Annotated in this window: 13 protein-coding genes, 1 pseudogene and 1 riboswitch; of the genes and pseudogenes, 4 read left to right on the top strand and 10 right to left on the bottom strand. The window is 49.9% G+C overall.

Translation table 11 applies throughout. The features are described 5' to 3' along the window. Window positions 1–8: 8 nt before the first annotated feature. The gene (gene fbaB / locus On2M_RS07620; RefSeq protein WP_210904576.1) at window positions 9–1,061 is read right to left on the bottom strand and encodes a class I fructose-bisphosphate aldolase; all 1,053 of its coding nucleotides are present in this window, start codon (window positions 1,059–1,061) and stop codon (window positions 9–11) included. Window positions 1,062–1,313: 252 nt separating this feature from the next. On the opposite strand from fbaB, the gene On2M_RS07615 reads away from it, so the two are divergent. From On2M_RS07615 to On2M_RS07605, 3 genes are read left to right on the top strand one after another with little or no spacing between them, the layout of a single operon-like run. After that, window positions 1,314–2,591 (top strand): nucleoside permease, encoded by a 1,278-nt coding sequence (locus On2M_RS07615; protein ID WP_187253390.1) that lies wholly within the window; start codon window positions 1,314–1,316, stop codon window positions 2,589–2,591. Continuing rightward, window positions 2,588–3,592 (top strand): ADP-ribosylglycohydrolase family protein, encoded by a 1,005-nt coding sequence (locus tag On2M_RS07610; protein ID WP_187258716.1) that lies wholly within the window; start codon window positions 2,588–2,590, stop codon window positions 3,590–3,592. Before On2M_RS07615 ends, On2M_RS07610 begins: the two co-directional genes overlap by 4 nt. Further along, complete coding sequence (locus tag On2M_RS07605) at window positions 3,589–4,554, top strand: PfkB family carbohydrate kinase (RefSeq protein WP_187258715.1); 966 nt, start codon at window positions 3,589–3,591, stop codon at window positions 4,552–4,554. Before On2M_RS07610 ends, On2M_RS07605 begins: the two co-directional genes overlap by 4 nt. Here On2M_RS07605 and On2M_RS07600 read toward each other — a convergent pair. Genes On2M_RS07600 through thiM form a run of 3 tightly spaced genes read right to left on the bottom strand, consistent with a single transcriptional unit; the run spans window position 4,528 to window position 6,900 of the window. Then, window positions 4,528–5,274 carry a GntR family transcriptional regulator gene (locus On2M_RS07600; RefSeq protein ID WP_151219797.1) on the bottom strand — a complete coding sequence of 249 codons (747 nt, stop codon included), beginning with the start codon at window positions 5,272–5,274 and terminating at the stop codon, window positions 4,528–4,530. The genes On2M_RS07605 and On2M_RS07600 overlap by 27 nt on opposite strands. A gap of 40 nt (window positions 5,275–5,314) precedes the next feature. After that, complete coding sequence (gene thiD / locus On2M_RS07595) at window positions 5,315–6,115, bottom strand: bifunctional hydroxymethylpyrimidine kinase/phosphomethylpyrimidine kinase (protein ID WP_187258714.1); 801 nt, start codon at window positions 6,113–6,115, stop codon at window positions 5,315–5,317. Next, window positions 6,112–6,900 (bottom strand): hydroxyethylthiazole kinase, encoded by a 789-nt coding sequence (gene thiM / locus On2M_RS07590; protein ID WP_187258713.1) that lies wholly within the window; start codon window positions 6,898–6,900, stop codon window positions 6,112–6,114. Before thiM ends, thiD begins: the two co-directional genes overlap by 4 nt. A gap of 31 nt (window positions 6,901–6,931) precedes the next feature. Further along, a riboswitch (TPP riboswitch) is annotated at window positions 6,932–7,028 on the bottom strand. Window positions 7,029–7,232: 204 nt separating this feature from the next. On the opposite strand from thiM, the gene On2M_RS07585 reads away from it, so the two are divergent. After that, on the top strand, window positions 7,233–7,565 hold the full coding sequence (locus On2M_RS07585; protein WP_187253394.1) for an RcnB family protein: 333 nt from the start codon (window positions 7,233–7,235) through the stop codon (window positions 7,563–7,565). Window positions 7,566–7,620: 55 nt separating this feature from the next. On the opposite strand, the gene On2M_RS07580 is transcribed toward On2M_RS07585, so the two are convergent. The 6 genes and pseudogenes from On2M_RS07580 to apbC all read right to left on the bottom strand — a co-directional run bounded on the left by On2M_RS07580 (window position 7,621) and on the right by apbC (window position 14,338). Then, entirely contained in the window at window positions 7,621–8,604 is a 984-nt protein-coding gene (locus On2M_RS07580; RefSeq protein WP_151219801.1) for a fimbrial protein, read from the bottom strand. 11 nt (window positions 8,605–8,615) lie between these two features. Then, window positions 8,616–11,105, bottom strand: a complete 2,490-nt coding sequence (locus On2M_RS07575; protein WP_210904575.1) for a fimbrial biogenesis outer membrane usher protein — start codon at window positions 11,103–11,105, stop codon at window positions 8,616–8,618. 14 nt (window positions 11,106–11,119) lie between these two features. Continuing rightward, window positions 11,120–11,801, bottom strand: a pseudogene (locus On2M_RS07570) (fimbrial assembly chaperone). 63 nt (window positions 11,802–11,864) lie between these two features. Then, window positions 11,865–12,395, bottom strand: coding sequence for a fimbrial protein YehD (gene yehD, locus On2M_RS07565; protein ID WP_210904574.1), 531 nt, complete (start codon window positions 12,393–12,395; stop codon window positions 11,865–11,867). A 282-nt stretch (window positions 12,396–12,677) separates the two neighbouring features. Beyond that, window positions 12,678–12,953: a DUF2574 family protein gene (locus tag On2M_RS07560; RefSeq protein ID WP_151224717.1), complete on the bottom strand. Its 276-nt coding sequence runs from the start codon at window positions 12,951–12,953 to the stop codon at window positions 12,678–12,680. 275 nt (window positions 12,954–13,228) lie between these two features. Then, window positions 13,229–14,338: an iron-sulfur cluster carrier protein ApbC gene (gene apbC, locus On2M_RS07555; RefSeq protein ID WP_048211189.1), complete on the bottom strand. Its 1,110-nt coding sequence runs from the start codon at window positions 14,336–14,338 to the stop codon at window positions 13,229–13,231. Window positions 14,339–14,392 lie beyond the last annotated feature (54 nt).

Here is a 14,392-nt window from a genome sequence, read left to right as displayed (position 1 = left end):
GGCTGGAATCAGGCGATAGTGACTTTGCTGTCCAGATAAACATCCTGCACGGCGTTAATCAGCTTAACGCCGTCGGCCATGGTTTTCTTGAATGCTTTGCGTCCAAGAATCAGCCCCATGCCGCCTGCTCGTTTGTTAATCACTGCCGTACGTACCGCATCACTGAGATCGGTTTCGCCGCCAGCCGCGCCGCCGGAGTTAATCAACCCGGCACGCCCCATATAGCAGTTCACCAGTTGATAACGCACCAGGTCAATTGGGTTGTCGCTGGTCAGCTTACTGTAGACGCGATCGTCGGTGTAGCCAAAGTTAACCGCTTTATACCCGCCGTTGTTTTCCGCCATTTTCTGCTTAACAATATCCGCCCCAATAGTGGCCGCCAGATGGTTTGCCTGCCCGGTGAGATCGGCAGAAACATGGTAATCCACGCCGTCTTTCTTAAACGCTGAGTTACGCAGGTACGCCCACAGTACGGTGACCATCCCCAGCTCATGAGCACGCTCGAACGCGGCAGAAATCTCCTCAATCTGGCGACGGGACTCTTCTGAACCGAAATAGATGGTTGCCCCTACCGCTACCGCGCCCATATTGAACGCCTGTTCTACGCTGGCATACAGCGTCTGATCGAACGTATTAGGGTAGCTCAGCGTTTCGTTGTGGTTAATCTTCACGAGGAACGGAATGCGGTGCGCGTAGCGACGGGAAACAGAAGCCAGCACGCCATAGGTCGACGCCACACAGTTACACCCTGCTTCAATAGCCAGCTCCACAATATTCTTCGGATCAAAGTACAGCGGGTTAGCCGCAAATGATGCCCCAGCGGAGTGCTCCACGCCCTGGTCCACCGGTAGAATCGACAGATAACCTGTCCCGGCCAGTCGCCCCGTGTTATACAGCGTCTGCATATTACGCAGCACGGCTGGCGGACGGTTGTTATCCACCATCACGCGATCGACGTAATCATGTCCGGGCAGGTAAAGTTGGTCAGAAGGAATGGTCATACAACGATGCTGTAAAAGGTTGTCGGCGTCTTTGCCAAGCAACTGCGCAATATCAGTCATAGCTATGCTCCCGTAATTTCCGATTTGAAACCGGAATGTGGATTGTCCTGACCCGCTTTGTTGCGGGCAGCAATAAGCCTGGTACCGACTGCCCTTTTTTTCCATCTTTAGCGCACTTTTCAGCAACTTCTGCTGGCTCGATTCAGGAGGAAATAATGTTAAGGCGGTCAAATTTAGACCACAAAGGTATTTTAAAGGTATTATCAAATGGTACTATCAATGCGTACCTTACCTGTCATGAAGGATTTAAAGATGAAAACTACAGTTAAGCTGTCGTTCATGATGTTTGTAGAGTGGTTTATCTGGGGCGCCTGGTTTGTACCGCTGTGGCTATGGCTGAGTAAAAGTGGCTTTAGCGCCGGGGAGATCGGCTGGTCTTACGCCTGTACCGCGATAGCCGCGATCCTGTCACCCATCCTGGTCGGCTCTGTCACTGACCGTTTTTTCTCCGCACAAAAAGTCCTTGCGGTGTTGATGTTCGTCGGCGCTGTTTTGATGTACTTCGCCGCACAACAAACCACCTTCGCCGGTTTTTTCCCGCTGTTACTTGCCTATTCGCTGACCTATATGCCGACGATTGCGCTGACCAACAGCATTGCTTTTGCCAACGTCCCGGACGTTGAACGTGATTTCCCGCGTATCCGCGTGATGGGCACCATTGGCTGGATTGCTTCAGGTTTAGCCTGCGGTTTCTTACCGCAAATGCTTGGCTATAGCGACATCTCACCCACCAATATTCCTCTGCTTATTACTGCCGGAAGCTCAGCACTGTTGGGCGTCTTTGCGTTCTTTTTGCCGGATACGCCGCCGAAAAGCACCGGCAAAATGGATTTCAAAGTCATGTTGGGTCTGGATGCGCTGATCCTGCTGCGGGATAAGAACTTCCTCGTCTTTTTCTTTTGCTCTTTCCTGTTTGCGATGCCGCTGGCGTTCTATTACATCTTCGCCAACGGTTACCTGACGGAAGTCGGGATGAAAAACGCCACCGGTTGGATGACACTGGGCCAATTCTCTGAAATCTTCTTTATGCTGGCGCTGCCGTTTTTCACCAAACGTTTTGGCATTAAAAAGGTATTACTGCTTGGTCTTATTACTGCGGCTATCCGCTACGGATTTTTCGTTTACGGCGGCGCGGAAGAATATTTCACTTATGCCCTGCTATTTCTCGGCATTCTGCTTCATGGCGTCAGTTACGACTTCTACTATGTCACGGCCTACATCTATGTCGACAAAAAAGCGCCGGTACATATGCGCACCGCAGCGCAAGGGCTTATCACCCTCTGCTGTCAGGGATTCGGCAGCCTGCTCGGATACCGTCTGGGCGGCGTAATGATGGAAAAAATGTTTGCTTACAAGGAGCCAGTTAATGGTCTTACCTTTAACTGGGCCGGCATGTGGGGATTTGGCGCGATCATGATCGCCATTATTGCCGTGCTGTTTATGATTTTCTTTCGCGAATCAGATGGAGAAATCACCGCCATTACGGTGGATGATCGCGATGTAGCATTGAAACAAGGGGAAGTAAAATGAAAGCAGAACGTATTCTCGGAGCTCTTTATGGGCAGGCGTTAGGGGATGCGATGGGCATGCCATCGGAACTGTGGCCAAGAACCCGGGTTAAAGCCCATTTCGGTTGGATCGACAGTTTTTTGCCTGGTCCGGCTGAAAATAATGCCGCCTGCTACTTTAACCAGGCAGAGTTTACTGATGATACGTCTATGGCACTGTGCCTGGCAGATGCCCTGCTTGAGTGCGATGGAGAGATTGTACCCGATGTTATTGGCCGCAATATTCTGGCCTGGGCAGAGCGTTTTGATGCCTTTAATAAAAACGTGCTCGGCCCGACCTCAAAAATTGCACTCAAAGCCATTCGCGACGGCAAACTTGTCGCCGAACTGGAGAATAATGGTGTGACCAACGGGGCGGCAATGCGCGTTTCACCGCTGGGTTGCCTGCTGCCCGCCCGCTGTCTTGATGCGTTTATTGATGATGTAGCATTGGCCTCCAGCCCGACGCATAAATCGGATCTGGCGGTGGCCGGTGCGGTCGTGGTCGCATGGGCGGTATCACGCGCCATTGATGGCGAAAAATGGTCAGAGATTGTCGACGCGCTGCCTGCCATTGCCCGGCATGCCCAGCAAAAAAGGATCACCACCTTTAGCGCCTCGCTCTCGGCACGCCTTGAGCTGGCACTGAAAATCGTCCGTAATGCCGACGGCATTGAGTCCGCCTGCGAGCAGCTGTATCAGGTGGTGGGAGCCGGAACCAGCACCATTGAATCCGTGCCTTGCGCCATCGCCATGGTCGAACTGGCGCAGACCGATCCCAACCGCTGCGCCATTCTGTGTGCGAATCTGGGGGGCGATACTGACACCATCGGGGCGATGGCAACCGCCATTTGTGGCGCGCTGCACGGCATAAACGCGATTAACCCGGTCTTGAAACATGAGCTCGATGCGGTAAATCAGCTGGACTTTATGCGCTACGCCAGCGGATTACTGCGACTGCGCGAGCAACGGGAGGCGCTATGAGCACCACGCGTCTGCAACAACTTCTCCCGCAGTTACGCACGCAGCGGCCGGTGACGGTGGTAGGCGCTGCGGTGATTGATGTCATTGCCGATGCGTATGCCCTTCCCTGGCGCGGATGTGACATTGAACTCAAACAGCAAGGGGTGAACGTTGGCGGCTGTGCGCTCAATATTGCCGTAGCGCTCAAACGTTTAGGTATCGACGCCAGTAATGCGTTACCGCTGGGTCAGGGGGTATGGGCCGATATTATCCGCAACCGGATGGCAAAAGAGGGACTGCAAAGTTTAATCGACAATGCTGAAGGCGATAACGGCTGGTGTCTGGCACTAGTGGAGCCTGATGGTGAACGTACCTTTATGTCCTTTAGCGGCGTTGAGAATCAATGGAATGCAGACTGGCTGGCGCAGCTTGATATCCCTCGCCACAGCCTGGTTTATCTTTCGGGCTATCAGTTAGCCTCTGGATGCGGTGAACTGCTGGTGCAGTGGCTGGAAGGTCTGGATGAAGTGATGCCATTTATCGATTTTGGACCACGTATAGGTGACATTTCCGAGGACTTGATGACCCGCATTATGGCCTGCCGCCCGCTGGTATCACTCAATCGTCAGGAGGCGGAAATTGCCGCCGAGCGGTTTGCATTGAGTCAGGATGTAGAAGGTTTTGGCGCAGAGTGGGTACGACGTTTCGCCGCGCCGGTGGTGGTCCGTCACGATAAAGACGGTGCGTGGTATTTCAGCGCGCAGACATCCGGTTGCGTACCGGCATTTGCGACGACGGTTGTTGATACCATTGGTGCAGGTGACAGCCATGCTGGCGGCATGCTGGCCGGGCTGGCATCTGGCTGGACGCTGGCGGAAGCCGTACTGCTGGGTAACGCGGTAGCGTCCTGGGTAGTCGGGCATCGCGGCGGCGATTGCGCACCCTCGCGCGAGGCGCTACTCCTCGCACACAAAGACGTATAGATCGCTTCGACAGTAGCTGATGCTGTATTCAATGGGCCGTTGCTGTTGGTCAAGCGCTACCTGCTTGATCACCAGTACCGGCACTTTGCTGTCCATTTGGATATGTGCCTGGAACTCTGCGTCAGGCATTCGGGCGCTGACGCGTGAGCGCGTGCGCTGCGGGAAGATATGCTGGCTGCGAAAATAGTCATACAGTGAAACGCCGATGGCATCGACATCATGGATTAGATGGACAGGAACCCATGACTCTTCAATAGAAACCGCGTCTTCATCTACATAGCGAATGCGCTTGAGCAGAAAGACGTCACTCCCTACGGCAACCGCCAGATGCTGGGCCACCTCTTCCGGGCAGGGCACAATGCGCTTGTTGACCCACAACGTATCTGGTTTTTTACCGCGCAACACCACCTGCTGGGAAAAACCACGCGCCTCTTTGAGCGAATACTCGAAAATGTTGTTGATCTGTGTCCCATAACCACGGGCACGCGTCACTACGCCTTCTTCTTCCAGGGCCTGCATCGCCTTACGCACCGTAATTCGCGAAACGCCGGTCAACTGACTGAGATCGCGCTCGCCCGGCAGGATATTCCCATGCTCCAGAACCCCGCTGCGCACAGCGTTTTTCACCGTTTGGGCAAACTTCAGATACAGCGGTGTGTTATCAGCCGCTGAAATGCGCTCATTCAGTTGCGCGATAAGCTGGGTATGCGCTTGTTCCATTTATCTTTTCCTGCAGCCGTTTCTGCAGCCAGTATACCGATTACCACCACGCGTGGAAATGATGCACCGGACCTATTCCCTCGCCAACTTCCAGGGTGTCGGCTTGCGCCAGCGCAGCTGAAAGCCACAGCTTTGCCTCCTGTACTGTTTCTGCCCAGTTATCATGACGTGGGCGCAGCGCCGCCAGCGCCGCCGAGAGCGTACAGCCGGTGCCATGGGTATTTTTGGTCATCACCCTTGGCGCGGTAAAACGCTGTTCACCCTCACGGGTAAAGAGCCAGTCCGGGCTTTGCACATCATCGAGATGTCCCCCTTTCATTAACACCGCCTCACAGCCCAGCGCCCGTAGCGCCCTTCCCTGCTCTAACATCTCCTGCTCAGTTTGCGCATGCGATGCCCCGAGAAGTGCCGCGGCTTCGGGTAAATTTGGTGTGATAATCGAGACCTGTGGCAGCAAACGGGTACGCAGCGTTTCTACCGCAGAAGGAGATAACAGCGGATCGCCGCTTTTCGCCAGCATCACCGTATCCAGCACCACATTTCGCACTCGATGACGACGCAAACGTTCGGCAACCGCTTCAACAATATCAGTCTCCGCCAGCATACCAATTTTGGTTGTGTCGATACGTACATCACTAAACACCGAGTCCAGTTGTGCAGCAACAAAGTCAGGTTCAATGCGATACACCGACTGCACCCCGCGCGTATTTTGTGCCACCAACGCGGTAATAACCGAGCAGCCGTATGCGCCAAGCGCCGAGAAGGTTTTTAAATCGGCCTGAATACCTGCGCCACCGCTTGGATCGGTTCCTGCGATCGTTAATGCGTTAATCCGTTTCATGCTTGCTCCTGGGCGGTCAGGTTATAGAGGGCGTCGATAAATGCCGGAACAAAACTTCCCGGTCCGGTTGATTGTTCTGTAGCTATTTGTCCGGCCTGTTTCATCCAGCTGCAGGCTGAAGCGACGTTATCAAGTCTGTCACCACGCAAAGCACAACTGGCCGCAACAACCGCCGACAGCGCACATCCGGTACCCACCACTCGGGTCATCAACGGGTCACCGCCGTTCACGCAGACGGTACGCTGACCATCGGTAACGTAGTCAACTTCGCCGGTAACCACGACAACGGTCCCAACCTGACGCGCCAGCGCCTGCGCAGCCGGGAGGGCTACCGCTGGTGTATCAGTCGTGTCTACACCGCGCCCTCCACCGTTCATCCCCGCCAGCGCAAGGATTTCCGAGGCATTACCGCGAATAGCGGCGGGCTGTAGCGCCAGTAAATCCAGACAGAAGCGACGACGAAACGCCAGTGCGCCTACGGCAACGGGATCGAGCGTCCAGGGAGTATTAGCCCGCAGCGCCTGTTCGACCGCCGCGCGCATGGCAATGGCGCGGCTCTCGGTCAGCGTACCCACGTTAATTAGCAGCGCACTGGCGATAGCCGCAAACTGGCTTGCTTCTTCAGGTTCGATCACCATCGCTGGTGATGCGCCAAGTGCGAGTAACGTATTGGCCGTAAAGCTTTGCACAACCTCGTTGGTCATACAGTGTGTGAGTGGGCAAAGCGTTCTAAATTGATGTAAGGTGTGGGCCGCAAGCGCGCGGCAGTGCAGGTCAGGCTGCATGGTTCAGCTCCTGCCCGCGCGAAGAAGGGACACGAGCAGTGTCAGACTTCCCTACGCTGGCATTATCCAGATCAGGTGGTACGGGTATTTCTCAGCCTTCACAAAGAAGGGCACCCCGAGTCGTTGAAACCGAAACATGTTACACCGGTTTCAGCGACAGGATACTGTCTGCACGCCATGTTGTAAATTGCGGGCCAACATTGCCGCATATCTGCACTTCATTTACACTTTTTACGAAATAACTGGAGTACTCACAAAATAGTGCTTGTCAGATATCCTGTAAGCCAGAAATGATACACGACTGATTTTGACGACCCGAATAAGTAGAGAGGATGGGTATGAAAAATAAAATGTTGCTGAGCGCACTTCTGCTTGCGAGCAGTGTCGTCTGGGCCGCACCGGCCACAAAAGCTGCCCCCACCGGAATTGATAAGTATGAGCTGAGCAGCTTTATTGCTGACTTCACCCATTTCAAACCCGGTGACAAGGTTCCACCACTGTATCTCACCGACGAATACACCATAAAGCAGTGGAATCTGCGCAACCTGCCCGCACCGACGGCAGGCACCCACTGGACCTACATGGGCGGCGCGTATGTGCTGGTCAATGATGCCGATGCTAAGATCATTAAAGCCTACGACGGCGAGATTTTTTATCATCGTTAATAGAATAAAAACACGTACTTTCAGCAAGAAAGTACGTGAAATAACCACCAATCAATCAGTCGTAAGATACCGCAAAGATCACTTTACTTTGTACCTCACCAGGCTGTAGTGATTCTCCTGTTACGCGAACATATTTCGCGGTGATGGGGAACGTGTAGCCACTTTTGATTTCAGTCAGTTTAGGTATTTTGTTCATCAGCGTATCCCCCAATTTCAACGGCGAGGTCGCACTGCCGTTGTAAATCTGGAAACCTACGCCCTTTGCACCACCCGTTAAAGTATTTATCAATATTGTCCCACTATCATTCCAGTCGCCACGCGCAACTTTAAAACTGACTGGATTGGTAGTGACGCCGTTGATACCTTCGCAACTCAGTGTGAGATCTGTAGAACCTGATTTAGTATTGTTTGCACTTAATATTTCTTTTAGCGTCGTATCCGGCATTTTTATCTCATATGTAGTTTTTGAGAAACGACAGGTTGTTGGTTTGTGCGTTACAGTGAAGTTCATATTCTGGGTAAAGGTTGAAGTATTCGACAACCGCTTTGTAGCCCAACAAAAAAGATAAGCTAACCAGTTTGCTGTGCAGTCATTTTCAGCAGTAATACTGACCGCTGAATCGCTCAAACTAAACGCATCGCCAGATACCGTCTGTTTTGCGGTGCCTGAACTCAAATAACTTGCTGTAATGGTGAAATTCTTGGTATTTAGTGTTTCACCGGCACTTACAGTTGTTCGACCAATACTGACAGGAAAATCATTACTCGTTAAATTAATACTAATTAATACCTTCTTACCGCTGCTCCCCTGGATAGCAACAATATAATCCTTGAGGGGTGTTGCATAATATAAACTATCGGTATTAGCAGTACATGTTATATTGCCACTGGCATTGAGATTTACTTTTGCTGTCGCCTTACCGGATGTCATATCCAGATTGATTGTCGATGTTCCCCCGTTTAATGACTGAAACGTACATCCCGCCTGTACCCCAAAGGATGACAATAGCAAAAATAGTAAATACAGATACTCTTTCATATTTCGCATCCTTATCGGCAAATATAGACTTCATTCTCATCAACCGCCTTATCGAAGGTAATCGTGCAGAATTGTCCCAGCTGTTTATTAACCGCGACGCGTACCGACGCAGGAATGTCGTTGGTGCGAATAAATAACCGACTGCCCTGGCCGACCAGACCAATGTTATTACCCGCACTATCTTCAACCTCATAGCCAAACGATAACGGAGAGCCGTCCGGACGCTGGGCAAGAAAATACCAGGGTTTACGCCTGTCAGTTTCATACTCCGCCAGTACAACCGCACCGCGATAAGGTACCGCACCTTTGCGGTTGCCAAGTAAGGCAACATCGCTGTGGCTGTCAGAAAGATCCAGCATCAGCATATTTTCGCGATACGGGGTCAGGCCGTCATAAACCGCGTAACCTTTGCTGTTCGTCGTTAAGTAACGCTGTCCCTGCACCGCCGCCCCCTGTAACCCCGGCGCTTTAACAATGGCGAAAGTATCGGAAAGCCGGGACGTCAGCGCCACGCCGTCAGACCACACCACAACACCGCCCTGAATATTACCGCTGGCCTGTTGATACTTATTCGACTGGCTGTAGCTGCCGCCCACAGTCGCCATTGCCGCGCGCCAGACCATGCTACCGCCCGCCGTTGTCTCGTTCTCTTGTCGTTGGTGACTGAGGTTGGCGCCATAGCTGAATTGATCGCGATTACCCGCCACCCCGCTTAAGCTGGCGTTATTCGACTGATAACCATCATCATCAAACGTTGTTGAGTTAGAAACGAACAGATCGCGCCGAGGAGCGGAAATACCGTCCCCCCACGAAAACGGGATGGAAATGTACAGGTTAAAACGCTTATCCTCGTGATTATCCTGATCGTACGTTTGGCTAACGGCAAAGGTATAGCTAACTCGCTGCCACGTGTTCGAATAACTCAACTGATAATCTTTACCCGTTCCACTACGTTGCCAGTAGTCACGCCACAAACCGCTGACGGCCAGAAATCCCCAATCAGCAGCCAGTGCCTGGTTGATGTTCAGAGAAAAACTGTTCTTACGGCCAAAGTCGTTCTGATAGTAGTCCGCAAGGTCATAAACATCATTTTCATCGCGGTGATAGTGATTTTTATTATTCGCCCACACGTAGTCATTAAAGCTACGATAATCCCGCGATGAATAACGATAAGCTGCCAGCGCAAACTGCGTGCTGGTCTGGGCGACATACTTGTTCCACGCAACCTGATAGCTCTGACCATCAAAAACATCACCATTATCCTGTTCGCTATGTGATCGCGTGGCATCTACCAATACCGAGCCAATAGGTGTATTCCAGCCGGTCCCGAGCACAAATGAAGAATAATTCTGCGACAGCATTGTACCGCCATAGACCGTTAGCAAATTGTTCATACCATACTGATAACTGCCCTGTAGGAAATCATACTGATTGCCAGCCCCCTCAATATGGCTACGCCCGGCAGCAAAATCATATTTTGATACGCCTGACTGCAGCATATTCGGCACAGATGAATAAGGCACCAGGTAATGGGATACTGAGCCGTCGGCCTCTTTCACGCTCACATCTAAATCCGCGCCGCCGCCAGCAAGTTGCAGATCATCAATAGCAAATGGGCCTGGTGGAACTTCTTTCTGATAAATAACAAAGCCGTTTTGTTCGATGGTTACCAACGCGTTGCTCTGGGCAATCCCATGTACTACTGGGGTAAAATTCTGTTTTGAGTTCGGTAACATTTGCATATCACGCCAGATACGCACACCGCGAAAACGTACCGCGTCAAAGATATCCGAACCGGTGTACATATCTCCGGTACGTAGCGTGCCAAGTATTTGCGGGATACCGCGCTCCATATATAACGTGTTACTTTTCCAATTACCGCTGTCCTCGTTGCCTTTTATATAGTTGGCATTTGAGTGCAACTGCCATCCAAGCAGGTTCAACCCGCTATTCAGGTTCACATAGCTACTTTTATCATCGCCGCCGTGTTTATAATTACTGTAATACTGGCTGGCGTAATAAGATGTATAAAAAGCGTTAACCCCGCGTTCCCAGGTTTCAGGCGACATATATCCTGACTCATGTTCAAGCACATACGCATGCGGCACGCTTAGATTCAGAATAAATTGCCCTATGTCATAACCGACACTGCCGCCCTGAACTGCCGCGCGCAGTGGTACACACTCTACAGTTTTATCTGCTTTAATCCCCTCAGTACGAATACCAATTTTCTGCAACTGCGCCCAGGATAAGCATGCCGCATCCGGATCGGATTCAATATCAATATTATAATGACCCCGCCAATGATTATTTACATAAACATCCATTTCATACATTCCGGGCATTGGCTTATCGCCATCAATTTGATAGCGGGATATTTTTTCACCATTTAAACCACCGATCATAAAGTGGGTATCAAAGGTTTCTTCTTCAGCCCATGCAGATGATGAGGCCGTCAGCACCGACAGGATGGCCAGTGTAATCGAATTGATCTTTAACATAGCCAGTCCTTGAGCTATTTTTCAGTTTCTATTCTTTCACTCAAATAATTACCGTAATCGTCAATAAGTGTAACCTTGTAGTCACTAACAACAGCGGTAGTACTTAACATTTTCTCTGACCACGGTGCTAACAGTAACGTTTCCTTATTAATTTTTGAACCACCTATCAATTCAGGAATAGTAATCCAGTTAGCAGAATTATTTTTAATTTTTATCCCACCACTAGCATGACTGACATTCAGATGGGTAAAACTTTTTTTATCAACACCAGAAACACCCTGTGGGCGATAAATAAAATTTGATGCGGTTCTGCATAGCAAATTTAATTATATTTTTACCTTCTGATTCCGCTGAATTAGGAGGTATATCGAGCACATTAAGAAAAAAAAGGCTTTCACGATCTTTCGGTAACGTTTTTGCTAACTGCTTAATTTTCAGCTGCTGGCCGGAACCACCGCTAACCTTTGCTACTGGCGGAGTCATCACAAACGGTACCTGAATTTTCTCTGGCGGCAGGCTGGTATCACCATCGTCAATCCACGACTGAACCAGAGCACCACGACTGCCTTCGTTCATGATTTGCACGGTAATTTCTTTTTTCTGCGCCGGATAAATGACACGAGTGCCGTAAATATAAATACCTCCCCACGCCGGCATTACCGAGCCAGCAAAAAATAATATTAATAACTTTTTCATTATAATTATCCTTACTACAGCAAAAACCGGCGGCCACAGCCGCCGACAAACAGGATTGTAATCTTAATCAGTAACTACAGTCATCGTCAGCGAAGAGGCCACATCACCAGCGGTGACGTCAGTTGAACCCACTTTCGCGTAGCGTGCGCTAAAGTCCAGAACATATTTATTGTCTGCGGTTTTCGTTAAATTAATACTTGAATCAGGATTAACCTGTTTATCACCATAATAGACCGCAAAACCAGCACCATTATTTGATGCGGTATTTCGTGTAATGTGTTTATTATTACTGTCAAATTGCGAGCTGGAGAAAGTTATTTTCGGCGCTGCAGTACCAGTACATTCAACGGTTAAGGGAACGGTGGTTTTATTTGAGTATCCATCATAAACACCACCAGCGCTTAAGGTATTTAATCTGTCAGCACCAATTTGGTTCATACCAATGGTCGCCGTACTATCGCCCGTAAATTTACAGGTAGTTCCCACCACCTTACCAGTAATAATCAGTTCACCCTGATCGGTATCAGCAGCAAAAACCCCTGCGCTCATAAATACAGCAGAAAGAACAGTAGCAGAAATGATTGAAGCTTTCATAATATCTTCCTTAATGAATTAATTTCTATTATTAAGAGGTGGTATTTCTTGAAATTAAATTCTCACAGGAAAAAAGTTACCGCAATGTAAACGCGTTGTTTTATTGACTTAACTCAAATTAATCATTGCAATATAATCACAACAAATAAGTGACAGTTTAAGTTATTATTAGAATTAATAACTTAATGGCATTAACTAGCTGGGGCGAGATTCTTCAAACAAATATAAAACTAGGCATCATTCTTCAAAACTATATCTAGCCATGAATAAAAAGAAACTTTTTTAATCATAGCTATTTAGCACGATCTGCCGCGAACTATCACCATGAACAATAACAATATCAGTCACCACGCCTCGCGCAGGCGAAGACGTCACATTGTTGATAGTTGAAAGATGAAGAGTTTCTCCACATCGTTGATGTATTTCATTATTTACAACATCAGTACTACAAGTCGGTTCGACTACCCTGCCGTCGATGGTTAAAGAGGCAGTATCGGAAGCAAAAACACTCATTCCATAAGTCAGAATTATAATTCCCATCAGCCAATGTTTTTTCATTTGATAGTAACTCCTGTGGTTAACATCAAATAACATGCAGATGGCCTGTTAAGTGACAGTATGGGCGAAATACACCGCTCAATCCAATCGGAATTGTAGATTGATGGGATTAGATTGATCAATTTAAATGATGCATTAAAGAGGATTATTCAGAAAAAGACATGAATTATACAGGCTGGATAAATATCAGGGTTCAACTTTTCACTAAATACATTCACCGCATCAATATATTATTGATACGGCGAATGGATTAAAAACCACGGCTACAGCTAAAATTACACTGCGCGGAAGGCGATCTCACCAGGGATAACTTCTCCCTGCCAGTAGAGCTGGGCAGCGACACGCCCTGCCAGGCTGCGGTAAATGGCAGTAAATTCGCTGTCAGGACGGCTGATGACCGTCGGCATACCACGATCGAGGTCCTCACGCAGGGAAATATGCAGCGGCATCTGTCCCAGCAGTTGAGTGTGATACTGCTCTGCCAGCTTCTGCGCCCCACCGGTGCCAAAGATTGGCTCGTGATGACCGCAGTTGCTGCAAATATGCATACTCATATTCTCAACAATACCCAGCACCGGTACTTCGACTTTTTCGAACATCACAATGCCTTTTTTGGCATCGATTAGTGCAATGTCCTGCGGAGTGGTCACCACAACAGCTCCCGTTACCGGAATGTTCTGCGCCAGCGTCAACTGGATGTCACCCGTACCCGGCGGCATATCCAGTACCAGGTAATCAAGATCCGGCCATAAGGTTTCCTGCAGCATCTGCAGCAACGCTTTGCTGGCCATCGGGCCACGCCACACCATGGCGTTATCGTCAGTGACCAGATAACCAATGGAGTTCGTCGCCAGACCGTGAGACATGATCGGCGCCATGTGCGTACCGTCAGGTGAGGTTGGACGCTGGTTTTCCGCGCCGAGCATTGTCGGAATTGACGGGCCATAAATATCGGCGTCCAGAATACCTACCTTCGCTCCTTCAGCAGCCAGCGCCAGCGCCAGGTTCACGGCGGTAGAGGATTTACCTACACCACCTTTACCCGAGCTGACTGCGATGATGTTTTTTACACCATTTATGCCCGGCTGGTTTTTCACGCGTTTTAACGTCGCGATGTTATGCGACAGTTTCCAGTCGATCGCTTTCGCACCGGTAATGCGCAGCAGGTCGGCACTACATTGCTCTTTTAAGTCCTCAAACGCGCTATGCCAGACGAACGGCATGACCAGCTCAACGTGCAACGTGTCATCCATCCAGGCGACGTGATGCAACGCTTTAAGCGTCGTCAGATTATGCTTCAGGGTTGAATGCTGAAAATTCGCCAGCGTCCCGGCAACCATGGCGCGCAGGGTCTCTGGTGATTTGGCCTGGGATTGTGCGTTCATCCCGACTCCTTTTTGTTGTTCTGAATATACAATAGTCACCGCTAGTTTACTCCA

The sequence above is a fragment of the Citrobacter sp. On2M genome (assembly GCF_018035235.1).
GTDB lineage: Bacteria > Pseudomonadota > Gammaproteobacteria > Enterobacterales > Enterobacteriaceae > Citrobacter > Citrobacter meridianamericanus.
This window is presented reverse-complemented; position numbering and strand designations above follow the sequence as displayed.